This is a genomic window from Pseudomonas sp. W17 (genome assembly GCF_040268305.1).
Taxonomy (GTDB): Bacteria; Pseudomonadota; Gammaproteobacteria; order Pseudomonadales; family Pseudomonadaceae; genus Aquipseudomonas; species Aquipseudomonas protegens.
In genome coordinates this window covers 4140580-4161601 of the sequence record NZ_CP158490.1, presented here as the reverse complement: position 1 = coordinate 4161601, position 21022 = coordinate 4140580, and the positions used below count along the sequence as shown (strand labels likewise).

Annotated in this window: 22 protein-coding genes and 1 pseudogene; 8 read left to right on the top strand and 15 right to left on the bottom strand. The window is 64.8% G+C overall.

The window, feature by feature from the left end; all coding sequences use genetic code 11:
• Window positions 1-38: 38 nt before the first annotated feature.
• Window positions 39-1373 (top strand): PLP-dependent aminotransferase family protein, encoded by a 1335-nt coding sequence (locus tag ABCR88_RS19160; protein WP_041117446.1) that lies wholly within the window; start codon window positions 39-41, stop codon window positions 1371-1373.
• Between the two features lie 11 nt (window positions 1374-1384).
• Here ABCR88_RS19160 and ABCR88_RS19155 read toward each other — a convergent pair whose 3' ends face one another.
• From ABCR88_RS19155 to ABCR88_RS19135, 5 genes are all read right to left on the bottom strand, one after another.
• Window positions 1385-3013: a methyl-accepting chemotaxis protein gene (locus tag ABCR88_RS19155; RefSeq protein WP_041117448.1), complete on the bottom strand. Its 1629-nt coding sequence runs from the start codon at window positions 3011-3013 to the stop codon at window positions 1385-1387.
• Between the two features lie 246 nt (window positions 3014-3259).
• Complete coding sequence (locus ABCR88_RS19150) at window positions 3260-4141, bottom strand: alpha/beta hydrolase (RefSeq protein WP_041117450.1); 882 nt, start codon at window positions 4139-4141, stop codon at window positions 3260-3262.
• Between the two features lie 87 nt (window positions 4142-4228).
• Window positions 4229-4750: an alpha-ketoglutarate-dependent dioxygenase AlkB gene (locus ABCR88_RS19145; protein ID WP_041117452.1), complete on the bottom strand. Its 522-nt coding sequence runs from the start codon at window positions 4748-4750 to the stop codon at window positions 4229-4231.
• Between the two features lie 52 nt (window positions 4751-4802).
• Window positions 4803-5120 (bottom strand): hypothetical protein, encoded by a 318-nt coding sequence (locus tag ABCR88_RS19140; RefSeq protein WP_041117453.1) that lies wholly within the window; start codon window positions 5118-5120, stop codon window positions 4803-4805.
• Between the two features lie 108 nt (window positions 5121-5228).
• A complete protein-coding gene (locus ABCR88_RS19135; RefSeq protein ID WP_350403102.1) occupies window positions 5229-5954 on the bottom strand; it encodes a murein L,D-transpeptidase catalytic domain family protein in 726 nt (241 codons plus the stop codon).
• A gap of 153 nt (window positions 5955-6107) precedes the next feature.
• On the opposite strand from ABCR88_RS19135, the gene ABCR88_RS19130 reads away from it, so the two are divergent.
• Window positions 6108-7679: a L,D-transpeptidase family protein gene (locus tag ABCR88_RS19130; RefSeq protein ID WP_019094448.1), complete on the top strand. Its 1572-nt coding sequence runs from the start codon at window positions 6108-6110 to the stop codon at window positions 7677-7679.
• A 183-nt stretch (window positions 7680-7862) separates the two neighbouring features.
• Here the strand turns inward: ABCR88_RS19130 and ABCR88_RS19125 are convergent, their stop codons facing one another.
• Window positions 7863-9743 carry an amidohydrolase family protein gene (locus ABCR88_RS19125; RefSeq protein WP_350403099.1) on the bottom strand — a complete coding sequence of 627 codons (1881 nt, stop codon included), beginning with the start codon at window positions 9741-9743 and terminating at the stop codon, window positions 7863-7865.
• Window positions 9744-9857: 114 nt separating this feature from the next.
• Between ABCR88_RS19125 and ABCR88_RS19120 the strand changes: the two genes are divergently transcribed.
• Together ABCR88_RS19120 and ABCR88_RS19115 are read left to right on the top strand one after the other, a co-directional pair.
• Window positions 9858-10229: a hypothetical protein gene (locus ABCR88_RS19120; protein WP_015635176.1), complete on the top strand. Its 372-nt coding sequence runs from the start codon at window positions 9858-9860 to the stop codon at window positions 10227-10229.
• A gap of 3 nt (window positions 10230-10232) precedes the next feature.
• On the top strand, window positions 10233-10415 hold the full coding sequence (locus ABCR88_RS19115; protein ID WP_011060713.1) for a DUF1289 domain-containing protein: 183 nt from the start codon (window positions 10233-10235) through the stop codon (window positions 10413-10415).
• Here ABCR88_RS19115 and ABCR88_RS19110 read toward each other — a convergent pair whose 3' ends face one another.
• Window positions 10416-10901 carry a hypothetical protein gene (locus tag ABCR88_RS19110; RefSeq protein WP_011060714.1) on the bottom strand — a complete coding sequence of 162 codons (486 nt, stop codon included), beginning with the start codon at window positions 10899-10901 and terminating at the stop codon, window positions 10416-10418. It abuts the gene before it with no gap.
• A 13-nt stretch (window positions 10902-10914) separates the two neighbouring features.
• Window positions 10915-11556 carry a LysE family translocator gene (locus tag ABCR88_RS19105; protein ID WP_041752171.1) on the bottom strand — a complete coding sequence of 214 codons (642 nt, stop codon included), beginning with the start codon at window positions 11554-11556 and terminating at the stop codon, window positions 10915-10917.
• Window positions 11557-11802: 246 nt separating this feature from the next.
• Between ABCR88_RS19105 and ABCR88_RS19100 the strand changes: the two genes are divergently transcribed.
• Entirely contained in the window at window positions 11803-12477 is a 675-nt protein-coding gene (locus ABCR88_RS19100; protein WP_350403096.1) for an ATPase, read from the top strand.
• An 86-nt stretch (window positions 12478-12563) separates the two neighbouring features.
• Here ABCR88_RS19100 and ABCR88_RS19095 read toward each other — a convergent pair whose 3' ends face one another.
• The 5 genes and pseudogenes from ABCR88_RS19095 to ABCR88_RS19075 all read right to left on the bottom strand — a co-directional run bounded on the left by ABCR88_RS19095 (window position 12564) and on the right by ABCR88_RS19075 (window position 15875).
• Window positions 12564-12782: a hypothetical protein gene (locus ABCR88_RS19095; RefSeq protein WP_019094443.1), complete on the bottom strand. Its 219-nt coding sequence runs from the start codon at window positions 12780-12782 to the stop codon at window positions 12564-12566.
• 196 nt (window positions 12783-12978) lie between these two features.
• Window positions 12979-13185, bottom strand: a pseudogene (locus ABCR88_RS19090) (NAD(P)-dependent alcohol dehydrogenase); the annotation flags it as partial.
• 9 nt (window positions 13186-13194) lie between these two features.
• Entirely contained in the window at window positions 13195-14040 is an 846-nt protein-coding gene (locus tag ABCR88_RS19085) for a CAP domain-containing protein (RefSeq protein ID WP_236186941.1), read from the bottom strand.
• Window positions 14041-14140: 100 nt separating this feature from the next.
• Window positions 14141-14836: a hypothetical protein gene (locus tag ABCR88_RS19080; protein ID WP_350403094.1), complete on the bottom strand. Its 696-nt coding sequence runs from the start codon at window positions 14834-14836 to the stop codon at window positions 14141-14143.
• A gap of 79 nt (window positions 14837-14915) precedes the next feature.
• The gene (locus ABCR88_RS19075; protein ID WP_350403092.1) at window positions 14916-15875 is read right to left on the bottom strand and encodes a helix-turn-helix domain-containing protein; all 960 of its coding nucleotides are present in this window, start codon (window positions 15873-15875) and stop codon (window positions 14916-14918) included.
• Between the two features lie 98 nt (window positions 15876-15973).
• Between ABCR88_RS19075 and ABCR88_RS19070 the strand changes: the two genes are divergently transcribed.
• Window positions 15974-16429, top strand: coding sequence for a tautomerase (locus ABCR88_RS19070; protein ID WP_337153423.1), 456 nt, complete (start codon window positions 15974-15976; stop codon window positions 16427-16429).
• Between the two features lie 27 nt (window positions 16430-16456).
• On the opposite strand, the gene ABCR88_RS19065 is transcribed toward ABCR88_RS19070, so the two are convergent.
• Both ABCR88_RS19065 and ABCR88_RS19060 read right to left on the bottom strand, forming a co-directional pair.
• Window positions 16457-16951 (bottom strand): PaaI family thioesterase, encoded by a 495-nt coding sequence (locus ABCR88_RS19065; RefSeq protein ID WP_232642487.1) that lies wholly within the window; start codon window positions 16949-16951, stop codon window positions 16457-16459.
• A 104-nt stretch (window positions 16952-17055) separates the two neighbouring features.
• Entirely contained in the window at window positions 17056-17697 is a 642-nt protein-coding gene (locus tag ABCR88_RS19060) for a hypothetical protein (RefSeq protein ID WP_041117477.1), read from the bottom strand.
• 665 nt (window positions 17698-18362) lie between these two features.
• Between ABCR88_RS19060 and mqo the strand changes: the two genes are divergently transcribed.
• Together mqo and ABCR88_RS19050 are read left to right on the top strand one after the other, a co-directional pair.
• Complete coding sequence (gene mqo / locus ABCR88_RS19055) at window positions 18363-20000, top strand: malate dehydrogenase (quinone) (protein ID WP_011060725.1); 1638 nt, start codon at window positions 18363-18365, stop codon at window positions 19998-20000.
• A gap of 255 nt (window positions 20001-20255) precedes the next feature.
• Window positions 20256-20978, top strand: a complete 723-nt coding sequence (locus ABCR88_RS19050; protein WP_015635183.1) for a GNAT family N-acetyltransferase — start codon at window positions 20256-20258, stop codon at window positions 20976-20978.
• Window positions 20979-21022: the final 44 nt, after the last annotated feature.

The window sequence follows — 21022 nt, the reverse complement described above, 5'->3', positions numbered from 1 at the left end:
ATCAGCACAATCAAAAAATTGTCATGGATACAGCGCCTATGGCCCGTGCCCGCTACAAACAACTGGTGGACACCTTTGCCGCCGATATCCGTACCGGCATCCTTGCCCCCGGCACCCGCCTGCCCACCCATCGTGAGCTGGCGGCGCGGGAAGGGCTGGCCCTGGTCACTGCATCGCGGGTGTATGCCGAGCTGGAAGCCATGGGCCTGATCAGCGGTGAAACCGGGCGTGGGACCTATGTCCGGGAAACTGCCTTGCCGCCAGGGCAGGGCGTGGACCAGCCCGCTACGGCACCGGGCACCCTGGACCTGAACTTCAACTACCCGGCGTTGCCCGGCCAGGCCGAACTGCTGCGTAGCGCCTTGCGCCAGTTGGCGGCGACCGGCGACCTGGAAGCCTTGCTGCGCTACCAGCCCCACGCCGGGCGCAGTCATGAGCGGGCCACGGTAGCGCGCTACCTGGCAGGCCATGGGCTGGTGGTGGAGGGCGAGCAGGTGCTGCTGGTCAGCGGCGCCCAGCACGGTCTGTCGACCACCCTGATGGCGTTACTCAGGCCCGGTGATGTGGTGGCGGTGGATGCCTTGACCTACCCCGGGTTCAAGGTGGTGGCCGAGGCCCACGGGCTGGAACTGCTGGCCATTCCCCTGAGCGAGCAGGGGCCGGACCTGGAGGCCTTCGAGCGCCTGTGCCAACGGCGGCGGGTGCGCGCGGTATACGCCATGCCGACCCTGCACAATCCCATGGGCTGGGTGCTGGACCTGGCCTGGCGCCAGCGCCTGGTGGCGATTGCCCGGGCCCACGGGCAACTGATCATCGAAGACGCCGCCTACGCCTTTTTGGCCCAGGATCCTCCCGCGCCGCTGGCTGCCCTGGCACCAGAGATTACGGTCTACATCTCGGGGTTCTCGAAAAATGTGGCCACCGGCCTGCGGGTCGGTTATGTGGTGGCGCCGCCGGCCTGGGTGGCGCTGATCGAGCGTGCGATCCGCACCAGCACCTGGAACACCCCGGGGGTGATGACCGCCATGGCCTGTGCCTGGATCGAGGACGGCACGGTGGCGCGCCTGGAGCACCAGAAGCGCGAGGATGCCCAGGCCCGCCAGGCCCTGGCCCGGGAAGCCCTGGCCGGGCTGGCCTATGTCAGCCATCCGAATTCCTACTTCCTCTGGCTGCCCTTGCCCGAGGAAGTCCGGGCCGATCAGGTAGCCATGGCGCTGCTGCGGGAGAAGGTCTCGGTGTCCACCGCCGAGCCCTTTGTCGGCGCCGGCCCGGTGCCCCACGCCATTCGCCTGGCGTTGGGCTCGGTGGCCATGGCCGATCTGGGCGTGGCGCTAGCCAGGGTCCGGCAGGTGATCGGCCGTTACGCCTTCTGAAGCGGCAAGTGTCAAAGCTTGAACTGGGTCACCAGGGCATTGAGGTCCACCGCCAGGCGTGACAGCTCCTGGCTGGCGGCATTGCTCTGGTTGGCCCCGGCCGAGGTCTGGGTCGACAGGTCGCGGATATTGATCAGGTTGCGGTCCACCTCGCGGGCGACCTGGGCCTGTTCCTCGCTGGCGCTGGCGATCACCAGGTTGCGCTCGTTGATAGTGGTGATGGCCTGGGTGATCTGGTCCAGGGCCAGCCCCGAAGCGCGGGCGGCTTCCAGGGTCAGGTGGGCGCGCTCGTTGCTGTTGCGCATGGCACTGACCGCACCTTCGGTACCTTCCTCGATGGTGTTGATCATGCTTTCGATTTCCTGGGTCGACTGCTGGGTGCGATGGGCCAGGGCCCGCACTTCGTCGGCGACCACGGCGAAGCCGCGTCCGGCGTCCCCGGCCCGCGCGGCCTCGATGGCGGCATTGAGCGCCAGCAGGTTGGTCTGTTCGGCAATCGAGCGGATCACTTCCAGCACCTGGCCGATATTGCGCACGTCCACCGCCAGGTTTTCCACCCGCTGGCAGGTCTGGGTCACGTCTTCGGCCAGTTGGCCGATGGAGTCGACGGTGTGCTGTACCTGCTCGCGGCCGTGATGGGCCGTGCGGTCGGTTTCCTGGGAGGCTTCGGAGGTGCTCACTGCATTGCGCGCCACTTCCTCCACGGCGACGGTCATTTCATTGACTGCGGTGGCCGCCTGTTCCACTTCATTGCTTTGCTGGTGCAGGGTCTGGCTGGAATGCTCGGTGACCGCGTGCAGTTCCTCGGCGGCGGAGGCCAGCTGGTTGGACGAATCGGCGATCCGCTGCAGGGTGCCGCGCAGGCTGGCCTGCATGGTCTGCAGGGCGTGCAGCAGGCGCGCCGGTTCGTCCTTGCCGCTGACTGCGATGCTCTGGCCGAGATCACCGCGGGCGATGGTTTCCGCTACCTCCACGGCCTGGCCCAGGGGGCGCACGATGCTGCGGGTCAGGAACAGGGCCAGGACCACGGTCAGGGCCACCACGACCAGCATGATCAGCAGGACCATGCCCACCGCACCTTTGAACACCTGGTTGCTTTGCGCCGCCGCGGCGATACCGCCCCGGGTGTTGACGTCGATGATGGTCAGCAATTCCTTGAGCATGGCGTCGGCATTGGCCAGGAACGGGCCGCCGTCGACGATGTCGATCGCCGCTTCCTTGTGGCCCTGGCGCATCAGGTCGGTGATCCGGTGCTGGTCCTTGAGGTACAGCGCCTCGGCTTCGACAAAACGCTCGTAGGCGGCGCGTTCGTCCTCGACGTTGATCAGTTTTTCATAGGCCTGCTGTTGCCGATCCTGCTGCTGCTCCAGCTCGCTGAGGCGCGACAGCAAGGCCTGCACGTCACCGCTGTCGCGCACCACCAGCATGCGCAGGGTCAGGGTTCGGATCTGGGTGCTGGTCAGGGCCAGGGCATTGGCGGCAACGATGGATGGCTGCCAGTTCTGGTCGACCTCAAGGGATTGCTGGTTCATGCGTTGCATTTCCAGCAGGGAGAAACCTCCCAGGGCCAGGGCCAGCAGGGCGATCAGGGCGAAGCTGAACCCTGCGCGGCGGGAAATGTTCATCGTTCTCAAGAGCATGACTGTGTTCCTTGTGGCGGCAAAAAGTACAACCGGCGAGGCGAGTCGCGGTTTGCATCGGTGCGGTGCGCGGTGGGGCGAGGCCCCACGGCACCGTCGGCTTTTTGCACACAAGGCAGGCGGCAGGCGCATCTGATCGGCGCCTTTGTCCAGTGCTTTCCAGGATCGACAGGTTGCACGGCCTGCCTGGAAAACCCGCCAATGATAGCACGGTGACATCTATCGCGGGCGCCTGGCCCGCGGCTTTCACCGGCCTTCGGTCTGGAGAAAGCCCTGGATGGAGCGGGCGCTGGTGGCCGGGTCGACCTGCATGAAGCAGTGCTGGCCGTCGATCACCTGGGTGCTCAGGTTCCGGTTGATGGCCGCCCAGCGCTTGATCGAGCGAGCCACGTAGGGGTAGCTGTCGCGGCCGTGGATCACCAGGCTGGGGGTCTTCACCTGGCGCAGCGAGCGCCACAGGCGGCGGGGAAAGGAGCTGTAGATATCCACTTCGCGCTCGGGGGCGCATTTGAGGGACACGCCTTGTTCGTCGTCCTTCAGGCCGTGTTCGACATAGGCGGCCAGGGCCGCGTCGCTCCAGCCCTTGAAGATGCCCCGGTTGGCCAGCGCGGCCTTGGCGGCGGTGCGGTCCGGCCAGCGCCGGCGGCGGGCGGCGGCCTTGCGCGCGAGGCTGTGGCGGCGGTTCAGGCCCAGGGCCGACAGCACGCCCAGGGAACCGATCATGGAGGGGGTGAAGATCACCGGGTCCAGCATCACCGCCTTGCGAAACAGTTGCGGGCGTTCGGCGACGATCAGGCAGGTGAGCACCCCGCCAAAACTGTGGCCCAGCGCATAGCGCGGTACCTCGCCATAGGCATCGAGCCCGGCTTCGAAGGCCTCGGCTGCCAGTTCGGCGGTGCGGTTCCAGCCCAGGAACGGGCCGCCGTGGTCGGTATCGCCGTGGCCCTGGACGTCACTGAGCCACAGGTCGAAGGACTCGGCCAGCAGCGCCAGCATCGGCTGATAGGCCATGGAGCAGAAACCGTTGCCGTGCAGGAAGTGCAGCAGCGGCTTGCCCGAAGGCGCGGAGCGCAGGCCGCGCAGGGTGAAGCCTTCGGGACAGGGGTAGGACCAGGGAAGCAACTGCATGGGGCCTCGGGGCAAACGCTGAATACAGCCGGGCATTGTCGATGGCCCGGCCCTTGAGTCAAGGGCCGATCCTGACCGAGTCCAGCACTACCCGGTCTTGAGCTGGCGAAACGACAGGCTGATGCGCTCGCCGGCGTTCGGCGCCTTGGGGATCGCGTGCAGCCAGTGTTTCTGCAGTTCGTCCGACATGTGCAGTAGCGAGCCGCTGGCCAGGCTGTAGTCGAAGGTGGCGCCGCTTTCCTTGTGGCGAAAGACCATGGCCCGGGCGTGGCCCAGGGAGACGATCACCACCCCGGTGCCTGTCACCAACTGTTCATTGGCGTCGGAATGAAAGCCCATGGAGGATTGGCCGTCGGGGTAGCAGTTGAGCAGGCAGTTGTTGGGGCGAAAGCCCAGCAGTTGCTCGATGGGCCCGCACAGCTGCTCCAGCGCTTCGGGCATCGGCACGGCGGGGTAGGTGATCTGGGAGTAGTCGTAGGGTGCGCCGAAACTGGCGGTCTTGCGCGCACGCATGCGCTCGTCCCACAGCACGGAGTCCTTGAGGTGGTTGAACAGCCGATGCGGGTCGGCGATAAAGTCGGGGAAAAAGTCGATTTCGGGTGGAGTCATGGGAGTACTGCCTGTCGTGAAGGACAGCGCCTGCGGGGGCAGGGCGTGATCCTTATCGGTCCTTGATGGGGGCCTGGAGTGTGCCGCCTGCCACCGACTGGATAAACTGTGCGGCCTTTTGCCCCAGGTCCGCCTGGGAAGCGCGGATCAGCAGGACCAGGGGCGCCAGGGACAGTGGCTCGATGTCCAGCCGTTGCTGGCGGCAATTGCGCAGTATCAGGGTCAGCTCGGTCCACTGGTCATCGTCGGCGGTCCGGCTGTCACCATCGGAATCCACATTGCAGCCAGCGCCCCACAGGTATTCGGCCACCCGGTAGAACGCCGGGCGTGGTCCGGGCTGTTGCAGAAGCAGGGCATGTGGCGAAGGCATGGCGTGAAGCTCGGGCGAGGTGGCGTTCCAGGTCGGTAACGGTATCTCGCCGCTGGCGTGCGGCGCAACTGCGAAGAGGGCAGGCGCCGGAGCGTCCGGCCGGCTTGCTCAGCCGCCGTTGGCGCTGAGGATGCTCGCCACCTGGCGTGGCTGGCAGTTGAGGTAGGGCGAGGTTTTCAACCAGCGCTGGTCCGGGTACCAGGAGAACATGAACTGGCCATCCTTGAGCTTGTCTATCACCTGGCGCGCCACTTGCGGGCGCACCGCGGGGCAGCCCTGGCTACGGCCGATGCGGCCCTGGCGCTGGCTCCACAAGGGGTTCACGTAGTCGGCGGCATGGATCACGATGTCGCGGTCCCGGGCCCGGTCGTTGAAGCCCGGTTCCAGGCCGTCCATGCGCAGCGAGTAGCCATGGCTGCCTTCGTAGCTTTCCTGGGTGCGGAACAGGCCCAGGCTGGATTGGTAGCTGCCCAGGCGATTGGAGAACTGGGTCGCGAAGTTTTCCCCGGATTTCTGCCCGTGGGCCACCAGGTCGCGCAGCACCAGTTTTTTGGTCCGCAGGTCGAAGATCCACAGGCGCCGTTCGGTGGAGGGCTTCGAGTAGTCGATCACCGCTAGGTGGCGGGCTTGTCGGGCGCCGCTGCCTACCGCGCACTGCATGGCGCTCAGGGCACTTTTCAGGGCCTGGGGATTGAGTTGCGGGGCGGCGTGGGCGAGGCTGGCGTACAGCGTGGAGCTGGCGACGGGCTGGACTTTGCTGGCGGCGAAGGACGAAATGGAAAAGGCGCCCAGGGCAATGGCCACCAGGCAGAACCGGCACAAGAAATTCAACATGTATAGAGCATCCCCATGGTCACTTTGGCTCCTGACTTCCTGTCGTTCCCCCGGCAGTCTGGTCTATATGTTTAATGCCCAGGCCCGATTGTTTTCCGCATCTGCCGTAATGGTTGGCCGCCCGCTGGGCGCCCACGGATTGGAGTAAAGCAGTTGTTCAAAAAACCCGCATGTTACTTGACCCTGTGCCTGCTCGCTGCGCCATTGGTCGCGCTGGCCGATGAACTGCCACAGCTGTCGGCGAGCCCGATGCAAACGGCGCTGACGCAACTGGCCGTGGCCTGCCCGGCCCTGGCGCCGCGGCTCAATACCCCGGCCCAGCAGCTGTTGCAGGGCTTCTACCAGCAACAGGGCGAACAGCAGGTATGGTCCGTGGCGGGCCGCCTGGCCAGCTTGCAGGCGCAGTTGGCGCAACTGGTGGACGACGGGCTGGACCCGGGCCACTACCGCCTGCCGCAGGCGAGCCCGGCAGGAGATGGCCTGTGCAGCGATATCGATATCACCCATCAGTACCTGCAAGCCCTGCAGGACCTGCATTACGGGCGCCTGGCGCAAAGCCGTTTCGAGCCTATGTGGCGGGCCCAGCCGCTGCCGGACGATCGCCAGAGCGCGCTGCTGGCGATTGCCGTGCCGGGCATCGCCCACATCGCCACGGCCTTCGAGCAGGCGCGCCCCAGCCTCGCGCAATACCGCAACCTGCGCCAGGCCTATGCCCATGAGCGCCAGCAACCCTTGCCCCAGTGGCAGGCCGTGGCCGGCGGCCCGTTGCTGCGCCCGGACATGCAGGACAAGCGGGTGCCGGACCTGGCCCTGCGCCTGTACCACGGCGGCTACCTGCAAAGCCCGGTGGTCAACCCGGACAACGCCTACAGCGGCGAGCTGGTCAGCGCGGTGAAAAACTTCCAGCTTGGCCATTCGCTGCAGGCCGACGGTGTGGTCGGCGCGGGCACCCTGAAAGAGATGAACATCAGCCCGGCCGAGCGCCGCGAACAGCTGCGTATCAACCTCGAACGCCTGCGCTGGCTGGCCCAGGATTACGAGCCGAACCTGGTGCTGGTGAACGTCGCCGCCGCCCAGCTGACCTTCTATCAGCATGACGCGGTGGTCTGGCAGACCCGCACCCAGGTCGGCCGCGCGGAGCGCCAGACGCCCTTGCTCAAATCCCAGGTCACCCGGCTGACCCTGAACCCCACCTGGACCGTGCCGCCGACCATCCTCAAGGAAGACAAGCTGCCGGAAATCCGCCGCGACCAGGGTTTCCTCAACCGCCAGAACCTGCAGGTGCTGGATGCCAATGGCCAGCCCCTGGCGGCCGAGGACATCGACTGGGACCGCCCCGGCAACATCCTCCTGCGCCAGGGCGCCGGCCCGCGCAACCCCTTGGGGCGTATCGCCATCCGCTTCCCCAACCCGTTCTCGGTGTACCTGCACGACACCCCGAGCCAGGCGCTGTTCAGCAAGGGGCCGCGGGCCTTCAGCTCCGGCTGCGTGCGAGTCGAGCAGGCCCTGCAACTGCGCGACTGGCTGCTCAGCCCGGCGGAGCGGTTGCGCACCAACGAGCTGTTGGCCACCGGCCTGACCCACGAGTTCCGCCTGGCCAAGCCGGTGCCGATCCTGCTCAGCTACTGGACGGTGCAGGCCGACAGCCACGGGCAACTGCTGTATGCCCCGGATATCTATGGGCATGATCAGGTGCTGTCGACTGCGCTGGGCAGCAAGATCTGATGTGGCTGTGTGGGTGAAGGCAAACCCTGGCCAGGGAGCTTGCTCCCGCTGGGTGGCGTAGCCGCCCCGAGGCCCTCATGGCGCTCTAGTGGACGCAGGCTCTCTCGCCACCGTCGCCTTAGCGCGAGCAGAAAAAACGCCGCGGTGCCTGGATGGGCGTCGCGGCGTTTTCCATAGCGGGTTTCAAGGCTGCACAGGCGCCAGCCGGTCGTAGATCACATCCAGGGCCGGGCCCAGGTCGCCGTCGCCCTGGGCCACGGCCCTGATGCCCTGGGGTACCGGCAATGACGGATCGCCATGCATCCCGAACGGCGGCGGCAAGCTTGCCACCTTTGCCGGACGCTCATAGATCACCCGGCCTTCCTTGACGGTCTTGAGCACTTGGATCTCGCTCAGGGTCTCGGGTTTGACGGTCAGCGGGTTGGCCGAGAGCACCGCGAAATCCGCCAGCTTGCCCGGGGTGATGGAGCCTTTGCGGTCTTCTTCGAAATGCTGGTAGGCCGACCACAGGGTCATGGCCTTCAGCGCCTGCAAGGGCGTCACCCGCTGGTCCGGGCCGAGTACGTAGGCGCTGCGGGTGGTGCGGTTGACCGTGGCTGCCAGCACTCGCATGGAGTCCGGCAGGGCCACCGGTGCATCGTGGTGGGTGGTGAATTTCATCCCGGCCTGGAGCACCCACTGGGTCGGCGAGATGTTTTCCGCGCGTTCGGGCCCCAGCACCGACTGGCGATGCCAGTCGCCCCAGTAGTAGGTGTGCATGGGGAACAGGGAAGGGAAGATCTTCAGTTGCTTGAGTTCGGCCACCTGGTCCTTGCGCAGGGTCTGGCCGTGGATCATTACCGGCCGCACATCGACCCCGGGGTAGGCCTGTTCCGCGGCATGCATGGAACCGAGCAACTGGTCGATGGCGCGGTCGCCGTTGGTGTGGGAAAGGATCTGCCAGCGGTTGGCCAGGGCCTCTTTATAGATGGCCAGGGCGTCGGCGTCCTTGACCACGCCGTAGCCGGCATAGCTGGCGTCCTGGCCCTGGGGCGGCTTGAAGTAGGGCTGGCTCAGCCAGGCCGTCTTGCCCTGGGGCGAGCCGTCCAGGGTCAGCTTGACCCCACCGATGCGAAAGTGCTGGTTGTACACCACCGGCTGGTTGCTCGGGTGATACCAGGGGGCGACCATCAGTTGCTTGACGCCGGGGGTGAGGATATCCGGGTAGGAGACGATGTCCGCCAGCAACTTGCCATCGCCCGCGGCCTTGATCGCGGTCTTGACCTGGTCCGGGGAAGAGCGGCCGTCCTGGATCGTGGTGTAGCCATAGCTGACATACAGCTTCTGCCCGGCGCTGAGCATGTCCACCGCCTGGTCGGCGGTGAGCTTGGGGAAGATCTTGATCAGGGCGTTGAAGAAGGCGTTTTCCTCCAGCACTCCGTTGGGTTCCTGGCTGCCGTCGACGCGGCGGATCACCCCGCCTTCCGGGTTGGGGGTCGACGCGTCGATCCCCGCCAGTTCCAGCGCCTTGCTGTTGAGCACCCCCAGGTGCGAGGACTGGTGGACGATGGCGATGGGCAGGTCGCGGGTCACGGCGTCCAGGTCGGCCTTGGTGGGGTGGCGCTGTTCCTGCAGCTGGGAATCGTCATAGCCAAAGCCGAACAGCACGCCGAACTGCTTGGGGATCGGCGACTGCTGCTCAAAGCTGCGCAGGGTTTCCTGGAGCCCGGGGATGCTGTTGTTGGTTCCATCCGGTGGCGGCAGCAGGTTGGCGCTGGCAGCCTGGAAACCCACCATCGACACATGGCCGTGGGGGTCGACGAAGCCCGGTAGCAGGGTCGCGCCCTTGAGGTCGAGCATCTGCGTGGCCGGGCCCTTGTTCTTGAGTACGTGTTGTCGGTCACCCACGGTGAGGATCTTGCCGTCCTTCACCGCCACTGCCTGGGCCTTGGGGTGCTGGTCATCGATGGTGATGATCGGGCCGTTGAACCAGATGGCGTCGGCCACCGGCGGCGTGGCCGCCAGGGCACTGGCACTGGCGAGCTGGAGCGCTGCCACGAGCAGCGCGAAGGAGGTCTTTTGCATGTGCGTTCTTCCTTGAAGCGGGCAGGAGCGCACTAGCCTAGCCGCAAAGCGCCGCCGCGGGCGAGTGGCTTGAGGTATGGTGTGCGGCCTTTTAGCTGCGACTCAAGGCTTGTCATGCCATTCAACAAACGCCAGCAGGCGGCCACGGAGCGCCTGCTGGCCGCCACCCTGACCGAAGCCTGCGAAGCCGCCAAGGCCGAAATCGTCGGTTTTTCCTGGCTGACCCACGAAGTGGACTACGCCGCCTTTGCGGCGAGCCTGGTGGTGGTCTGGGTCTTCGACACCCAGGCCCACAAGGAGCAGGCCCTGGCGGCCGGGCAGGGCGCGCGGATGCTCGAACTGACGGCCCGGGCCCTGGAAGAGGCCGATGTTCACCTCGACGCCCTGGAAACCCGTGTGTTCTTCGACAGCGAAGAGCAATGCCGGCGGATCAATGGTGGCGATTGGGCGCAACGCCTGAAGCGCCTGCGCCCGGGCCGGGGTTGAGCCATGGCCAAGGAAATCGACAACCCCTGCATCGCCCTTTGCCAGCTCAGTGGCGACCTGTGCCTGAGTTGCGGGCGCAGCAAGGACGACATCCGCAAATGGAAGCGCATGAAGCGCCCGGAAAAAATGGCCGCCGTGCAGCGGGCCGGCATCCGGCTCAAGGCCTTGCAGAAAAAGAAGGGCTGATCAGGTATCGCTCTGGAATTGGCCGGCGCCCAGGCGCCGCACGCTCAGCCAGAAGTCTTCCCCAGGTTCGTACTCGGCCAGAGACAGGCGGTGCACCTGTCCCTGCTCGTCCTCCACCGTCAGGCTGGTCTCCCAGTCGAAATCCGGGTTCTGGGAAATGGTGTAGGACGGGTAAGGGCTGTTGATCTCGAAATGAATCGAGTAGACCTCCAGTGGCGGGCACGACAGCAGGCCTTGTGCGTACAGCTGCCAGACCTTGCGCATGCCGGGCACGCACAGGCGCTCGGCAAAGGCCAGGGCCTGGGGGATGTCGTCCCAGGCGGCCTGTACCCCTTGCTGCGCGGTCGCGAGCCGGCGCTGGGGCGGTTCGTTGCTGGGGTGCTGGACGTAGACCAGGCGGCTGCCGAACTGCAATTCGCATTGCAGCACGCCGGCAGTGGTTTCCCAGTGGCCCAGCAGCGATTCCTTGAGCAGGTCTATTTGCATCGCGCCTGAGGGCTCAGGCCGTTTGCCGGCGCATGGCCAGGATGGTGGTGCCAAAGAAGATAAAGGTGGAACCCACCACCCGGTTGACCCACTTGGACAGGGCCGGCCGGGTCAGCACGCCCTTGGCCCGGGAGGCCAGCACCGCGTAGACGCTGAGGGAGGTCAGGGACAGCGCCATGAAGATCAGGGTCAGGATGAAGAACTGCGGCAGCAGCGCGGCGTGCTGGTCGATGAACTGGGGGAACAGGGCGGTGAAGAAGATGGTCGCCTTGGGGTTGGTGGCGGCGGTCAGGAAGGCCGACTTGAACAGCTTCAGGCGCGGCGGCTTGCCGACCTTGGTGCTGTCTGCGCTGGCTTCGCTCAGCAGTTGGCTCTTGCTGAACAGCTGCTTGGCACCCAGGTAGAACAGGTAGCCGGCACCGACGATCTTCACCGCGTTGAAAATCCATTCGGAACTGGCGATCAGTGCCCCGAGGCCGAGCATGGCCGCGGCAGACATGCAGAACAGCCCGCTGACATTGCCCAACGATGACCAGATAGTGGACTTGGCGCCGTAGGCCACGCTGTTGTGCAGCGCCACCAGGGTAGCGGGGCCGGGGCTGGCGATGGCGATGGCTGCCACCAGGGTGTAGGTCAGTATCGAGTGAGCATCCATGGTCCGGACTCGTCTTGCAGAAAAAGGGGGCTTGATTCTATCGGGGCCAGGGCGAGCTGTATGCCAGAAATTGACGGCTTTATCGAAGGGCGCGAACGGCGCAGGCCACCGCCTTCGAGGCGCATCGGTGCCCATTGTCAACCATTGCTGCAATCGATAGTTATCATCAAAAAGTGCAGGTTCCGTTTTTCCGGCAAAGGAGGAAGATAGCGCTTACACCGTGCTTGCTGCAGAAGGAAACACCCGATGAGAATCTCGACTCTAGTGACCCTTGTGGTGCTTTTGATCGCGGGAACCGGGGCTTCTGCGGCCACCCTCGCCACTGACGACGCCTCCTGCCACTTCCTGCCCATGGCCGACAGCAGCACCGACCTGCAACACGCGCAGTCGGTAGGCGTGCTGTACAGCGAAAACACCATCAGCACCCTGCAATACCTGGAGCACTACCATGCGGTGGCGCTCAACGGGGCGAAGAATGCCGGCCTCGATCCGCGCATCAGCCAAGCCTTCGTCAACAGCTCGGACCCGAAACGGGCAATCGACTGGCTGATGGCTTCGCTGCACAAGCATTTCGGTTCGGTGACCGTCTATGACAGCCTTGACGCGGTGGTCCAGGCCCACCCCGATGTGGTGGTGATGCTCGATACCTACAACCAGTTGGTGACCAAGCGCAACAGCAAGGTCGAGGCGCGCTTCATCGCCAAGTTCTATGACGCCAACCTGCAGTACATCGGCCAGGCAGCCGGGATCCAGGCCAAGGAACTGCCGTCGGTCTGGGTACGGGGCAAGGCGGCGCCGGAGATCGCTGCGCAGATCAACCAGCAGACCGAGTTGCAGGTCGATGCCCTGAAGCAGTTCGACGCATCGCTCAAGGCCCTGGTGAGCCAGGGCGAAGCGGGGCAGATGGCGGCCAACAAATGAGTTGCAGGCAGGCCTGATGAAAAAAAGCCCCGAATGTTCGGGGCTTTTGCTTTGTGCCTGGCCGGGGGCAGCCTGTGGCGCGGTGCCTAGGCCGAGGCCAGAACCCCCGCGACCAGCAGCGCTATGCCCAGGTACCAGCCCCAGAGAAAGGGCCGGGCTTGCGGGTCTTTCCTGGCGTAGACGTACACATAGAAGGGAATGAACAGGCTGAGGATGGCATTGCCCAAAGAATTCTTCAGGGCCACGCAGAAAATCGCGAACTGCATCGCCACCGTAAGTGCCAGCCCTGACAGGATCAGGAACATAACCATTGAATCGTCTCGCTATCGAATGAAGGTCGGTCACCCCCTCTGGTGCGTCGCGGCCCGGATGCGGGCAGCGGCGCGCCAGAGGGAGCGGTGTGACGGGTTATCGACACGGCGGTGCAAAGCAATAGGCAAGGGTGCCGTCATCGACCCTTCATTCACTTGCGAGCGTTCACTGCTGGTGCCAGGCCGGGTTTCAGGCGCCGTTGCCCAGGGACGCCATGTCGATCACGAAGCGGTAGCGCACATCGGCCCGTTCCATGCGTTCGAAGGCCTGGTTGATGTCCTGCATGGCGATCATTTCGCAGTCCGGGAGGATGTTCTTGCGCGCGCAGAAGTCGAGCATTTCCTGGGTCTGGGCGATGCCGCCGATGGGTGAACCGGCCAGCCGGCGCCGTCCCAGGCACTTGGCTCAGGGCGCGCCGAACATCGCGGTCCAGTAAATGCCGGCATCGCTTTTCGGGTCCACCGCGTAGGCCGCGCCCAGCTCGCTGTAGGCCGGGTTCATCAGGTTGGCGCAATGCCCGGGGCTGGCCAGCCAGCCGTCCACCACCTTGCGCACCGTGTCCTGGCCGGCGGCGATATTCTCGCCCACCTGCTGGCCGGCATAGCCTGCCAGTTCCGCGCGGTCACCCGGGGTGCGGCCGTCGTGGTCCTTGTGGTCGAAGTAGTTCTGGTTGGCCATGGCCCGGCTGTGTTCCTCGGCGGTGGTGCCCAGGGTGGCGTTCCAGGCCAGGGGCGCGGTGGCGGCAAAACCCTGGCCACCGCATTGCCGGGGCTGGCCGCGGGCACTGTTGATCTGCGCGAGCAGTTGCTGGCCCTCGGCCTGCCAGTCCCCCAGGCGCGCGGACAGCAGCGGTCGCGCGAGCACGATGCGCCACTGGTTGGCCTGGCGATTGACACCGATATCGACGAACTGCGGGTCCAGCACCACCTGGCAGAAGCTCTCGCGCACCGCCTGCATCGCCGCCTGGGCGTTCCGGGGGCCGGACAGGCTGATGGCCTGCACGTTGACCATGGGGTAGGCCGCTCGGGCGAGAGCCTGTTGCAGGTCACCGACGTTGTCCACCGGCAGGATCAGCCGTGGGTCGCCGGTCAGCGGCGGCAGCTCCGAGGAGGCCTGGTTGGCGCAGCGTTGCGGCTGGCTGCGGTAGGCATTGATCGATTCGATCAGTTGCGACTGGTCGTCGGCGGCGGCGCCGGTGGCCGCCAGCAAGCCCAGGGCAAGGGCTGCGGCGGGCAAGAACAGTGAGCGCATGGGCATGCAAGTCTCCCGGGAAATGGACAGCGCCCATGATGCACCCGGCGCCGGGGCATTTCATCCGCCGGTGGATGAAATCGGTGTTAGCCGCTGCGCCTCAATAAAAGTCGTAGTACAGCGCCCATTCGCCGCTGCCGGGATGCTTCCAGAACATCAGGCTGCCGCCGTGCACCACGTTGAGGTTGATCTTGGCGTCGGAGGAAATCTGCATCACGAATTCGAAGCCTTCCCCGGCATCGATCCCCGACTGGCAGAACGAGGGGTAGCCCCCGAGCTTGTGCTGGTAGCAATGGCTCACCAGGTCGTAGTAGCACTCGATCTGCCCGGAGTTTTCCAGTTCGAGGATTTCCCGCTCCAGGTCCTCTGGCACGCCACCGCCGTCCCACAGCGGAAAGTCTGCGGGCACTGCCTCGGGCTTGAGCGGGAAGGGCTTGAGAAAGGCCTCGGGGGCAGTCAGTTCCTTGCGCACCAGCACATCCTCGGCACGGTATTCACGGATCAGCCAGCGCTCGCCCATGGGCTCCAGGGGCTCGGGAAAGGGGTTGGCGACAAACACCGTGAGCACCCGCACGCCTTCCAGCAGCGGGCTGTGGAAGGGCAGCGCCGGCAGATAGAGCTGGGCGAACGGCAGCAGGGTTTCCCCGGCGCTGTTGCGCGGTAGCTCTTCATCCTCGCGAAACAGAAAGACCCGGCCCAGCCAGCTTTCCTCGTCGCTGCCGGAGGGGCGAAAACCGCCGGGAATCAATTGCAGCGCCGGCTTGGCCAGGCGGCGCTGGATTTCCTGAATGTCCATGGTCAGGGCGGGTGTCCTGTTCAAAAGAAAGGGAGCGGCAATGTATCAAAAGTCCTCTTGCCTGGGGACCGTGGTGGGCTCAACGCAATTGCCTCGGAGTGGCGTTGAGCAACTTGCGCATCAGCCGGCGCAGGGCCGTGGCGTCCTGGTATCCCACCTGTTCGGCCACGTGCTCCACCGAATATTTGCTGCTTTGCAACAGAGCCCTCGCCCGGTTCAGTTGCACATTCTGGATCAGGCGCAAGCTGCTGTGGCCGGTGACCTTGCGTATCTGGCGCCCCAGGGTCCGTTCGGACATGCTGAACTGTGCAGCCAGTTCGCCGACGCTGGGCAGGTTTGGCAAGCCGGCTTCGATATGGGCGGTAAGCCGGCTGATCAGGGTGCTGCCCTGGGCCATCATTGCCGGTACCCGAAACGGTGCCTGCAATTGCCGCCGATCAATCAGCAGCGTCTGCCCCACCGCGTCTGCCAAGCTCGTGCCGAAACGGCTGCGCAGCAGATGCAGCATCAAATCCGATTGGCCAAATGCTGCTCCGGCGGTGGTTAGCGGAGGGTCGACCACAACCATCTGGTCCGGATCCACCTTGGTGTCGACGGCCCACTCTTGCAGCAGCGGCGCCAACCACCAGGAGGTCGTAACCCGGCGCCCGGGCAGGAGCCCGGCGGCCTGCAACAGGAAAACGGCGGAACAGGATGCCGCCACTTCGCCTCCGAGTTCCAGATGATCGCGCAATGCATCCAGCAACGGGGCAATGTCTGCTTGCAGCAGGCGCTGGGCGATGGCCTCGGGGGTGTCAATGCCCAGCCCCGGCACTATCCAGCAGGACCGATCATCGCCCCTGGGATCCAAGGCCTCGACCTCGAGCAGCAGGCCCTGGCCCAGGGCTACCTGGCCACCCTGCAAGGCACAAACCCGCCAGCGCGGAGCCCCGAGCCCCAGGCGTGGGGCCAGCAGCGCGGCGCTGGAAAGCATGTCCAGGGTCAGGGCGACGCTGGAGGCAAAGGAACCGGGTAGGAGCAAGACGGTGAAATCGTTCATTGGCGGATTATGCATGAAAGATGTCGAATCGGTCGCTGTTGGCCAGGAATGAGCACAGGCTCAATAGCCGCTCCTTTTCTGTGTAAGTGGTGATGCCGATGCCTAATATTCTGATCAAGATCCCCCAGGGCGCTTTCGATGCCCGGCAGCGTGCCAAGGTCTTGCAAGAGGTTACCCAAGTGGCCCTGACGGTGGAGCAAATAGGTGATGACCCCCGTCAGCGGGCGTTGTGCTGGGTACTGCTGGAAGAGCTGGCGCCGGGCTTCTGGAGCTGTGGCGGTGCCGACTCCAGTGCCCAGGCGGTTCCTTGCATGGTCCGGGTCAAGGTCCCGGCGGGCGTGCTCGATGCTGCCCAGCGCCAGGCCTATGTCGAGGGCTTGCATCAGGCGCTGGCCGCCTGTCTGGCAGAGGACGATCCGCGAATGCTGATGACCTCGATCCTGCTGGATGACGTGGCTGATGGCACCTGGGGGGCCAACGGTTCGTTGTGGCGGCTGGCGGATTTTGCCCGGGCGGCGGGCTATGGGCACCTGTCCCACCTGCATGCGCGATAGTTCCGGCCGCCTTCCCAGGCCCTCGGCTCAGGTGTCTCTACCGTGAGCCGCTGCCGCGAGCTGGCTGGTATCGACCCGCACGAAGACCGAATCGCCAATGGCGGTCAGCACATCGCCGGCATACACCTCGCAGATCACCTGGCTCTTGCGGCCCACTTCACCCTCGACCCTGGCGCGCAGGGTCAGGGGCACGCCCATGGGGGTGGGCTTGATGAACTTGATGCCCAGGTTGCCGGTGACGCAGTCGATGCGTGGCAGGCTGCCGGGCTCGCGCTGTTCGTTGCGGTAGTGGTAGGCCATGGCGGTCCAGTTGGAGTGGCAGTCCACCAGCATGGCGATCAGGCCGCCGTAGACCAGGTCCGGCCAGCCGCAGTACTTGGCGTCGGGCAGGTGCTCGGCCACCACGTGTACACCGTCCTCGTGCCAGTGGCTCTTGATGTGCAGGCCGTGATGGTTGCTGCTGCCGCAGCCGAAGCACACGCCTTCGGGGGCGGTGGTGTCTTGCAGTGAGGTCGGGTGCATGGTTGTTCCTTGTTGTTCTTGGGGGCGCGGCGCCGGGTGCTTTCCCGGCGTTGCAGCGCAGCATCCTATCCAATTTGCCTGAACGATCGAAGGCCGGATTGCAGCTAGCTGGGGTAGTGCATGGTCAGCACGGCCCAGCGCAGGTTCTCGACCCCAGGTACTTCGCCAATATCGCGGGAGGCGTGTTCGACCCAGCCGGTGTATTCCTCGACCGCCTTCAGATGCTTTGTCCATTTATCCTCTGTGAAGCCGACGCCGAAGATGATCACGCTGCCGCTGGCGACCTTTTCTTCCTTGGCCTTCAGGCGTGTCATGTACCAGTAGTCGTCCGATGCCGAGATGAACAACTTGCCTTGGTTGGCGTTGGCAAAGGGCGCCTTGAGTTCGATGAAGTGGAAGCGCCGCTTGTCTGCGTCGCGGATCCACAGGTCACATTGCTTATGGTGAATGTCCATGTCGGACCAGCGCTGGTCCAGGGCGACCTTGTATTCCACGCCCACGTCGCCGAGCCAGCCGTCGCGTGGCCCGGCCAACCCCCGGTGCTGGATCAGCCAGAAATAGAATTCGAACTTCAGCCAGCCCTCGAAACCATTGCCGAGCACGCTGAGGGCCGAGGGAAGGTGCGGGCGCTCCTGTTCCCAGGACTTCAGGAACGCGCGGAACTCTGTTGCAACACTGTCGATACCTGGCATGGCCGTCCTTTGCAGTAAATGGGTGAAGGTGGTGTTGTGGCGCGGCGCCATCATGCATCAAGGTCGCCTCTTGGCGAAGGCGCATTTGCCGCTTTGAATGAGGGGCGGCCAGCGTCGTTGTGACGCATTGATTGCGGCAGGTGTCGTACAGCGTCGAGGTTTTCCCGGGCGGGCGGCTCGTGGCTCCGGCCAAGACAGGCTGATGCCGTAATGATATTCTTGCGCTGAATCGGTTCATCGTTTGTGCAGAAATACCTTACCCGTGCTTAGCTTCAAGTGGCCTGTTCGGGTCCCTTGCAAGGCTGTGGGAGTGTCTGCACGACCCCGCCGAATGTAATGTCAGGCAGTGTTCGTTTACCTCTTTGGTTGAACCCGACCCCTACTTTCCTGTTGGCCCCCGCCAGTGCGGGCGTCATTCTTGTTCGTCCGGCAGTTTGCGGCGCGCAAGGTCGGGCAGGGGGAAACTGCCTGTTGGTTGCGTCCCGTGACGTGCCCTGAGAAACACTGTCACTCAAGTAGCTGAAGCCAAGAACGACAAGAAGTCAGCGCCGGAGCGATATAAAACTGAGGTCGAGCCTGTCTCGTCGGCCTTGTGTGCCCACCCTCCAGTTCTTTTGAATGTGTTGGTCCAGGACCTGCGAAATGACTGTTTCGCAATCACCGGAGTACGCAGGATCGAGGATGGGGCGGCGGATGGCGTTCTATCGTAGGTACTCAGAATGTTTAAGAAAGTGAACACGGCCCTGATCGGGCTGGCGATGTCGATAGGCCTCACGACCGCGCACGCGGCTGAGCCGAAGAAAGTGGATGTGCTGCTGATCGGTGGCGGCATCATGAGTTCGACCCTCGGGGTCTGGCTCAATGAGCTGCAGCCGGATTGGTCGATGGAGATGGTCGAGCGCCTGGACGGCGTCGCAGAAGAAAGCTCCAACGGCTGGAACAACGCCGGTACCGGCCACTCCGCTTTGGCCGAGCTGAACTACACGCCGGAAGGCAAGGACGGCAAGATCGAGATCGCCAAGGCCATCGAGATCAACGAAGCGTTCCAGATTTCCCGGCAGTTCTGGTCCTGGCAGGTCAAGAACGGCGTCCTGAAGAACCCGCGTTCGTTCATCAACTCCACCCCGCACATGAGCTTTGTCTGGGGCGATGACAACATCAAGTTCCTCAAGGCCCGCTACGAGGCCCTGCAGGCCAGCCCGCTGTTCAGCGGCATGCAGTACTCCGAAGACGCCGAGCAGATCAAGAAGTGGGTTCCACTGATGATGGAAGGTCGTGACCCGGCGCAGAAGATCGCTGCGACCTGGACCCCGATCGGCACCGACGTCAACTTCGGCGAGATCACTCGCCAGTTCGTTGCCCACCTGCAGGCCCAGCCCAACTTCGCGCTGAAACTGTCCAGCGAAGTGCAGGAAATCGAGCGCAATAAAGACGGCTCGTGGCGCGTGACCTACAAGAACCTCAAGGACGGTTCGAAAACCGAGACCGACGCCAAGTTCGTGTTCATCGGCGCCGGCGGCGGTGCCCTGCACCTGCTGCAGAAGTCGGGCATTCCTGAAGCCAACGAATACGCCGGCTTCCCGGTGGGTGGCTCGTTCCTGGTGACCGACAACGCCAGCGTGGCCGAGCAGCACCTGGCCAAGGCCTACGGCAAGGCTTCGGTCGGCGCGCCACCGATGTCGGTTCCGCACCTGGACACTCGTGTGCTGGACGGCAAGCGGGTGATCCTGTTTGGCCCATTCGCTACCTTCTCCACCAAGTTCCTCAAGGAAGGTTCGTACTTCGACCTGCTGACCAGCACCACCACCCACAACTTCTGGCCGATGACCAAGGTAGGCATCGAGCAGTACCCGCTGGTGGAATACTTGGCCGGCCAACTGATGCTGTCGGATGACGACCGCTTTGCCGCGCTGAAGGAATACTTCCCCAACGCCAAGCAGGAAGACTGGCGCCTGTGGCAGGCCGGCCAGCGCGTGCAGATCATCAAGCGTGACGAAGAGAAGGGCGGCGTGCTGAAACTGGGCACCGAGATCGTGGCCTCCGAAGACGGCAGCATCGCCGGCCTGCTGGGCGCATCCCCAGGTGCTTCGACCGCCGCGCCGATCATGCTCAGCGTGCTGCAGAAAGTCTTCAAGGACCAGGTAGCGACCCCGGCCTGGCAGGAGAAGCTCAAGCAGATCGTGCCGAGCTACGGTACGGCCCTGAACGACAGCCCTGAGCGTGTGGCCAAAGAATGGGCCTACACCGCTGAAGTGCTGCAACTGACCCCGCCACCGCCGGTCAAGGGCGCGGCGCCTCAGGCTCCGGCCAGCCTGGCCAAGCCAGAGAGCAACCCAGCGGCCGACATGGCGCTGTAAGCCCTCGGCCCCGCCCGCGTTCGTCGGGCGGAGCACCGCGGATGCCCCGGTGCATCCGTATCCTGTGCCGGTTGCGGCCATGGCCCCGCCATAGCCGCAGCCAGCCAGTCTCTTGCTCCCGATCCCATTCGCGCTTTTTCGCCGATGCACGCACCCGATGCGCTGCCCGGTTGTGCGCCTGTGTCACCCGCGCCGGGTTATCATGGCGCGCCCGCCGTAGCCGGGCCTGCCCCAACCCTCGGAGTCACCGCCTCGATGTCCAGCATCACCCTGTTCCAAGCCCCGCCGCCCGAAGCCATCCAGAGCCAGATCCAGCAGATGGTGGTGGACTACATCACCGACGTCAGCGCGGTGGCCATCGCCCCGAGCAACCCGCTGTACAACCTGTACCAGTACGGCGTCGGCTATGAGGTGCACCTGTACCTGCAGGCCATGGACGGTTCCCGGGGGATCGCGGTGGAGCTGGTGGTGGCCACCGACCCGCAGGCCCCGGACCAGGTGCTGGGTTTCACCCTGTACCTGCCGGTCAAGGACGATCCCCAGGCCTGCGCCGTGGCGTACATGGCGGTGCTGCAAGGCCACCGGCGCCAGGGCATTGCCCGGCAGATGCTGCAAGCCATGCTGGCGCGTTACCCCCATGCGGAACTTGCCTGCAACGTGGCCAAGGTGGGGTGTTTCGAGGCCCTGGGCTTCCAGCTGCTGGGCGCCCGCGGCCCGCAGGTGCTGATGAACACCCGGGACCATGGCAGCGACGGCCTGCTGGCGGTGCTGGATGTGGCACCGATCTACCAGTCGGTGGAAGTGCGGCAGATCCACACCTACCTGCTGGCCCAGCACGGGCGCAAGGCCATGCTGGAAGCGGAGAAAAAGCGCGACCGGCAGTTGGACCAGATGACCCGCCAGGCCCAGGCGCTGGTGCGCGAGCGCCTCGGGGAAGCGGCCTTGTACCGCTCACGGGCGCCGCAGCTGATCAACTGATCGGGTTGCTTGTTTTTGCCCGAGTGTCTGTGTAGCTTGGCGAA

Coding starts and splice junctions, on each gene's coding strand:
- ABCR88_RS19145 (WP_041117452.1), bottom strand. CDS start 4,750: ATGACTCCACCCGAAATCGACTTTTTCCCCGACTTTATCGCCGACCCG.
- ABCR88_RS19060 (WP_041117477.1), bottom strand. CDS start 17,697: ATGATGGCGCCGCGCCACAACACCACCTTCACCCATTTACTGCAAAGG.
- ABCR88_RS19080 (WP_350403094.1), bottom strand. CDS start 14,836: ATGGACATTCAGGAAATCCAGCGCCGCCTGGCCAAGCCGGCGCTGCAA.
- ABCR88_RS19150 (WP_041117450.1), bottom strand. CDS start 4,141: ATGCAGTTGCTTCCCTGGTCCTACCCCTGTCCCGAAGGCTTCACCCTG.
- mqo (WP_011060725.1), top strand. CDS start 18,363: ATGTTTAAGAAAGTGAACACGGCCCTGATCGGGCTGGCGATGTCGATA.
- ABCR88_RS19110 (WP_011060714.1), bottom strand. CDS start 10,901: ATGCAAATAGACCTGCTCAAGGAATCGCTGCTGGGCCACTGGGAAACC.
- ABCR88_RS19050 (WP_015635183.1), top strand. CDS start 20,256: ATGTCCAGCATCACCCTGTTCCAAGCCCCGCCGCCCGAAGCCATCCAG.
- ABCR88_RS19115 (WP_011060713.1), top strand. CDS start 10,233: ATGGCCAAGGAAATCGACAACCCCTGCATCGCCCTTTGCCAGCTCAGT.
- ABCR88_RS19120 (WP_015635176.1), top strand. CDS start 9,858: ATGCCATTCAACAAACGCCAGCAGGCGGCCACGGAGCGCCTGCTGGCC.
- ABCR88_RS19065 (WP_232642487.1), bottom strand. CDS start 16,951: ATGCACCCGACCTCACTGCAAGACACCACCGCCCCCGAAGGCGTGTGC.
- ABCR88_RS19160 (WP_041117446.1), top strand. CDS start 39: ATGGCCCGTGCCCGCTACAAACAACTGGTGGACACCTTTGCCGCCGAT.
- ABCR88_RS19095 (WP_019094443.1), bottom strand. CDS start 12,782: ATGTTCCTGATCCTGTCAGGGCTGGCACTTACGGTGGCGATGCAGTTC.
- ABCR88_RS19085 (WP_236186941.1), bottom strand. CDS start 14,040: ATGCGCTCACTGTTCTTGCCCGCCGCAGCCCTTGCCCTGGGCTTGCTG.
- ABCR88_RS19070 (WP_337153423.1), top strand. CDS start 15,974: ATGCCTAATATTCTGATCAAGATCCCCCAGGGCGCTTTCGATGCCCGG.
- ABCR88_RS19155 (WP_041117448.1), bottom strand. CDS start 3,013: ATGCTCTTGAGAACGATGAACATTTCCCGCCGCGCAGGGTTCAGCTTC.
- ABCR88_RS19100 (WP_350403096.1), top strand. CDS start 11,803: ATGAGAATCTCGACTCTAGTGACCCTTGTGGTGCTTTTGATCGCGGGA.
- ABCR88_RS19075 (WP_350403092.1), bottom strand. CDS start 15,875: ATGAACGATTTCACCGTCTTGCTCCTACCCGGTTCCTTTGCCTCCAGC.
- ABCR88_RS19125 (WP_350403099.1), bottom strand. CDS start 9,743: ATGCAAAAGACCTCCTTCGCGCTGCTCGTGGCAGCGCTCCAGCTCGCC.
- ABCR88_RS19135 (WP_350403102.1), bottom strand. CDS start 5,954: ATGTTGAATTTCTTGTGCCGGTTCTGCCTGGTGGCCATTGCCCTGGGC.
- ABCR88_RS19105 (WP_041752171.1), bottom strand. CDS start 11,556: ATGGATGCTCACTCGATACTGACCTACACCCTGGTGGCAGCCATCGCC.
- ABCR88_RS19140 (WP_041117453.1), bottom strand. CDS start 5,120: ATGCCTTCGCCACATGCCCTGCTTCTGCAACAGCCCGGACCACGCCCG.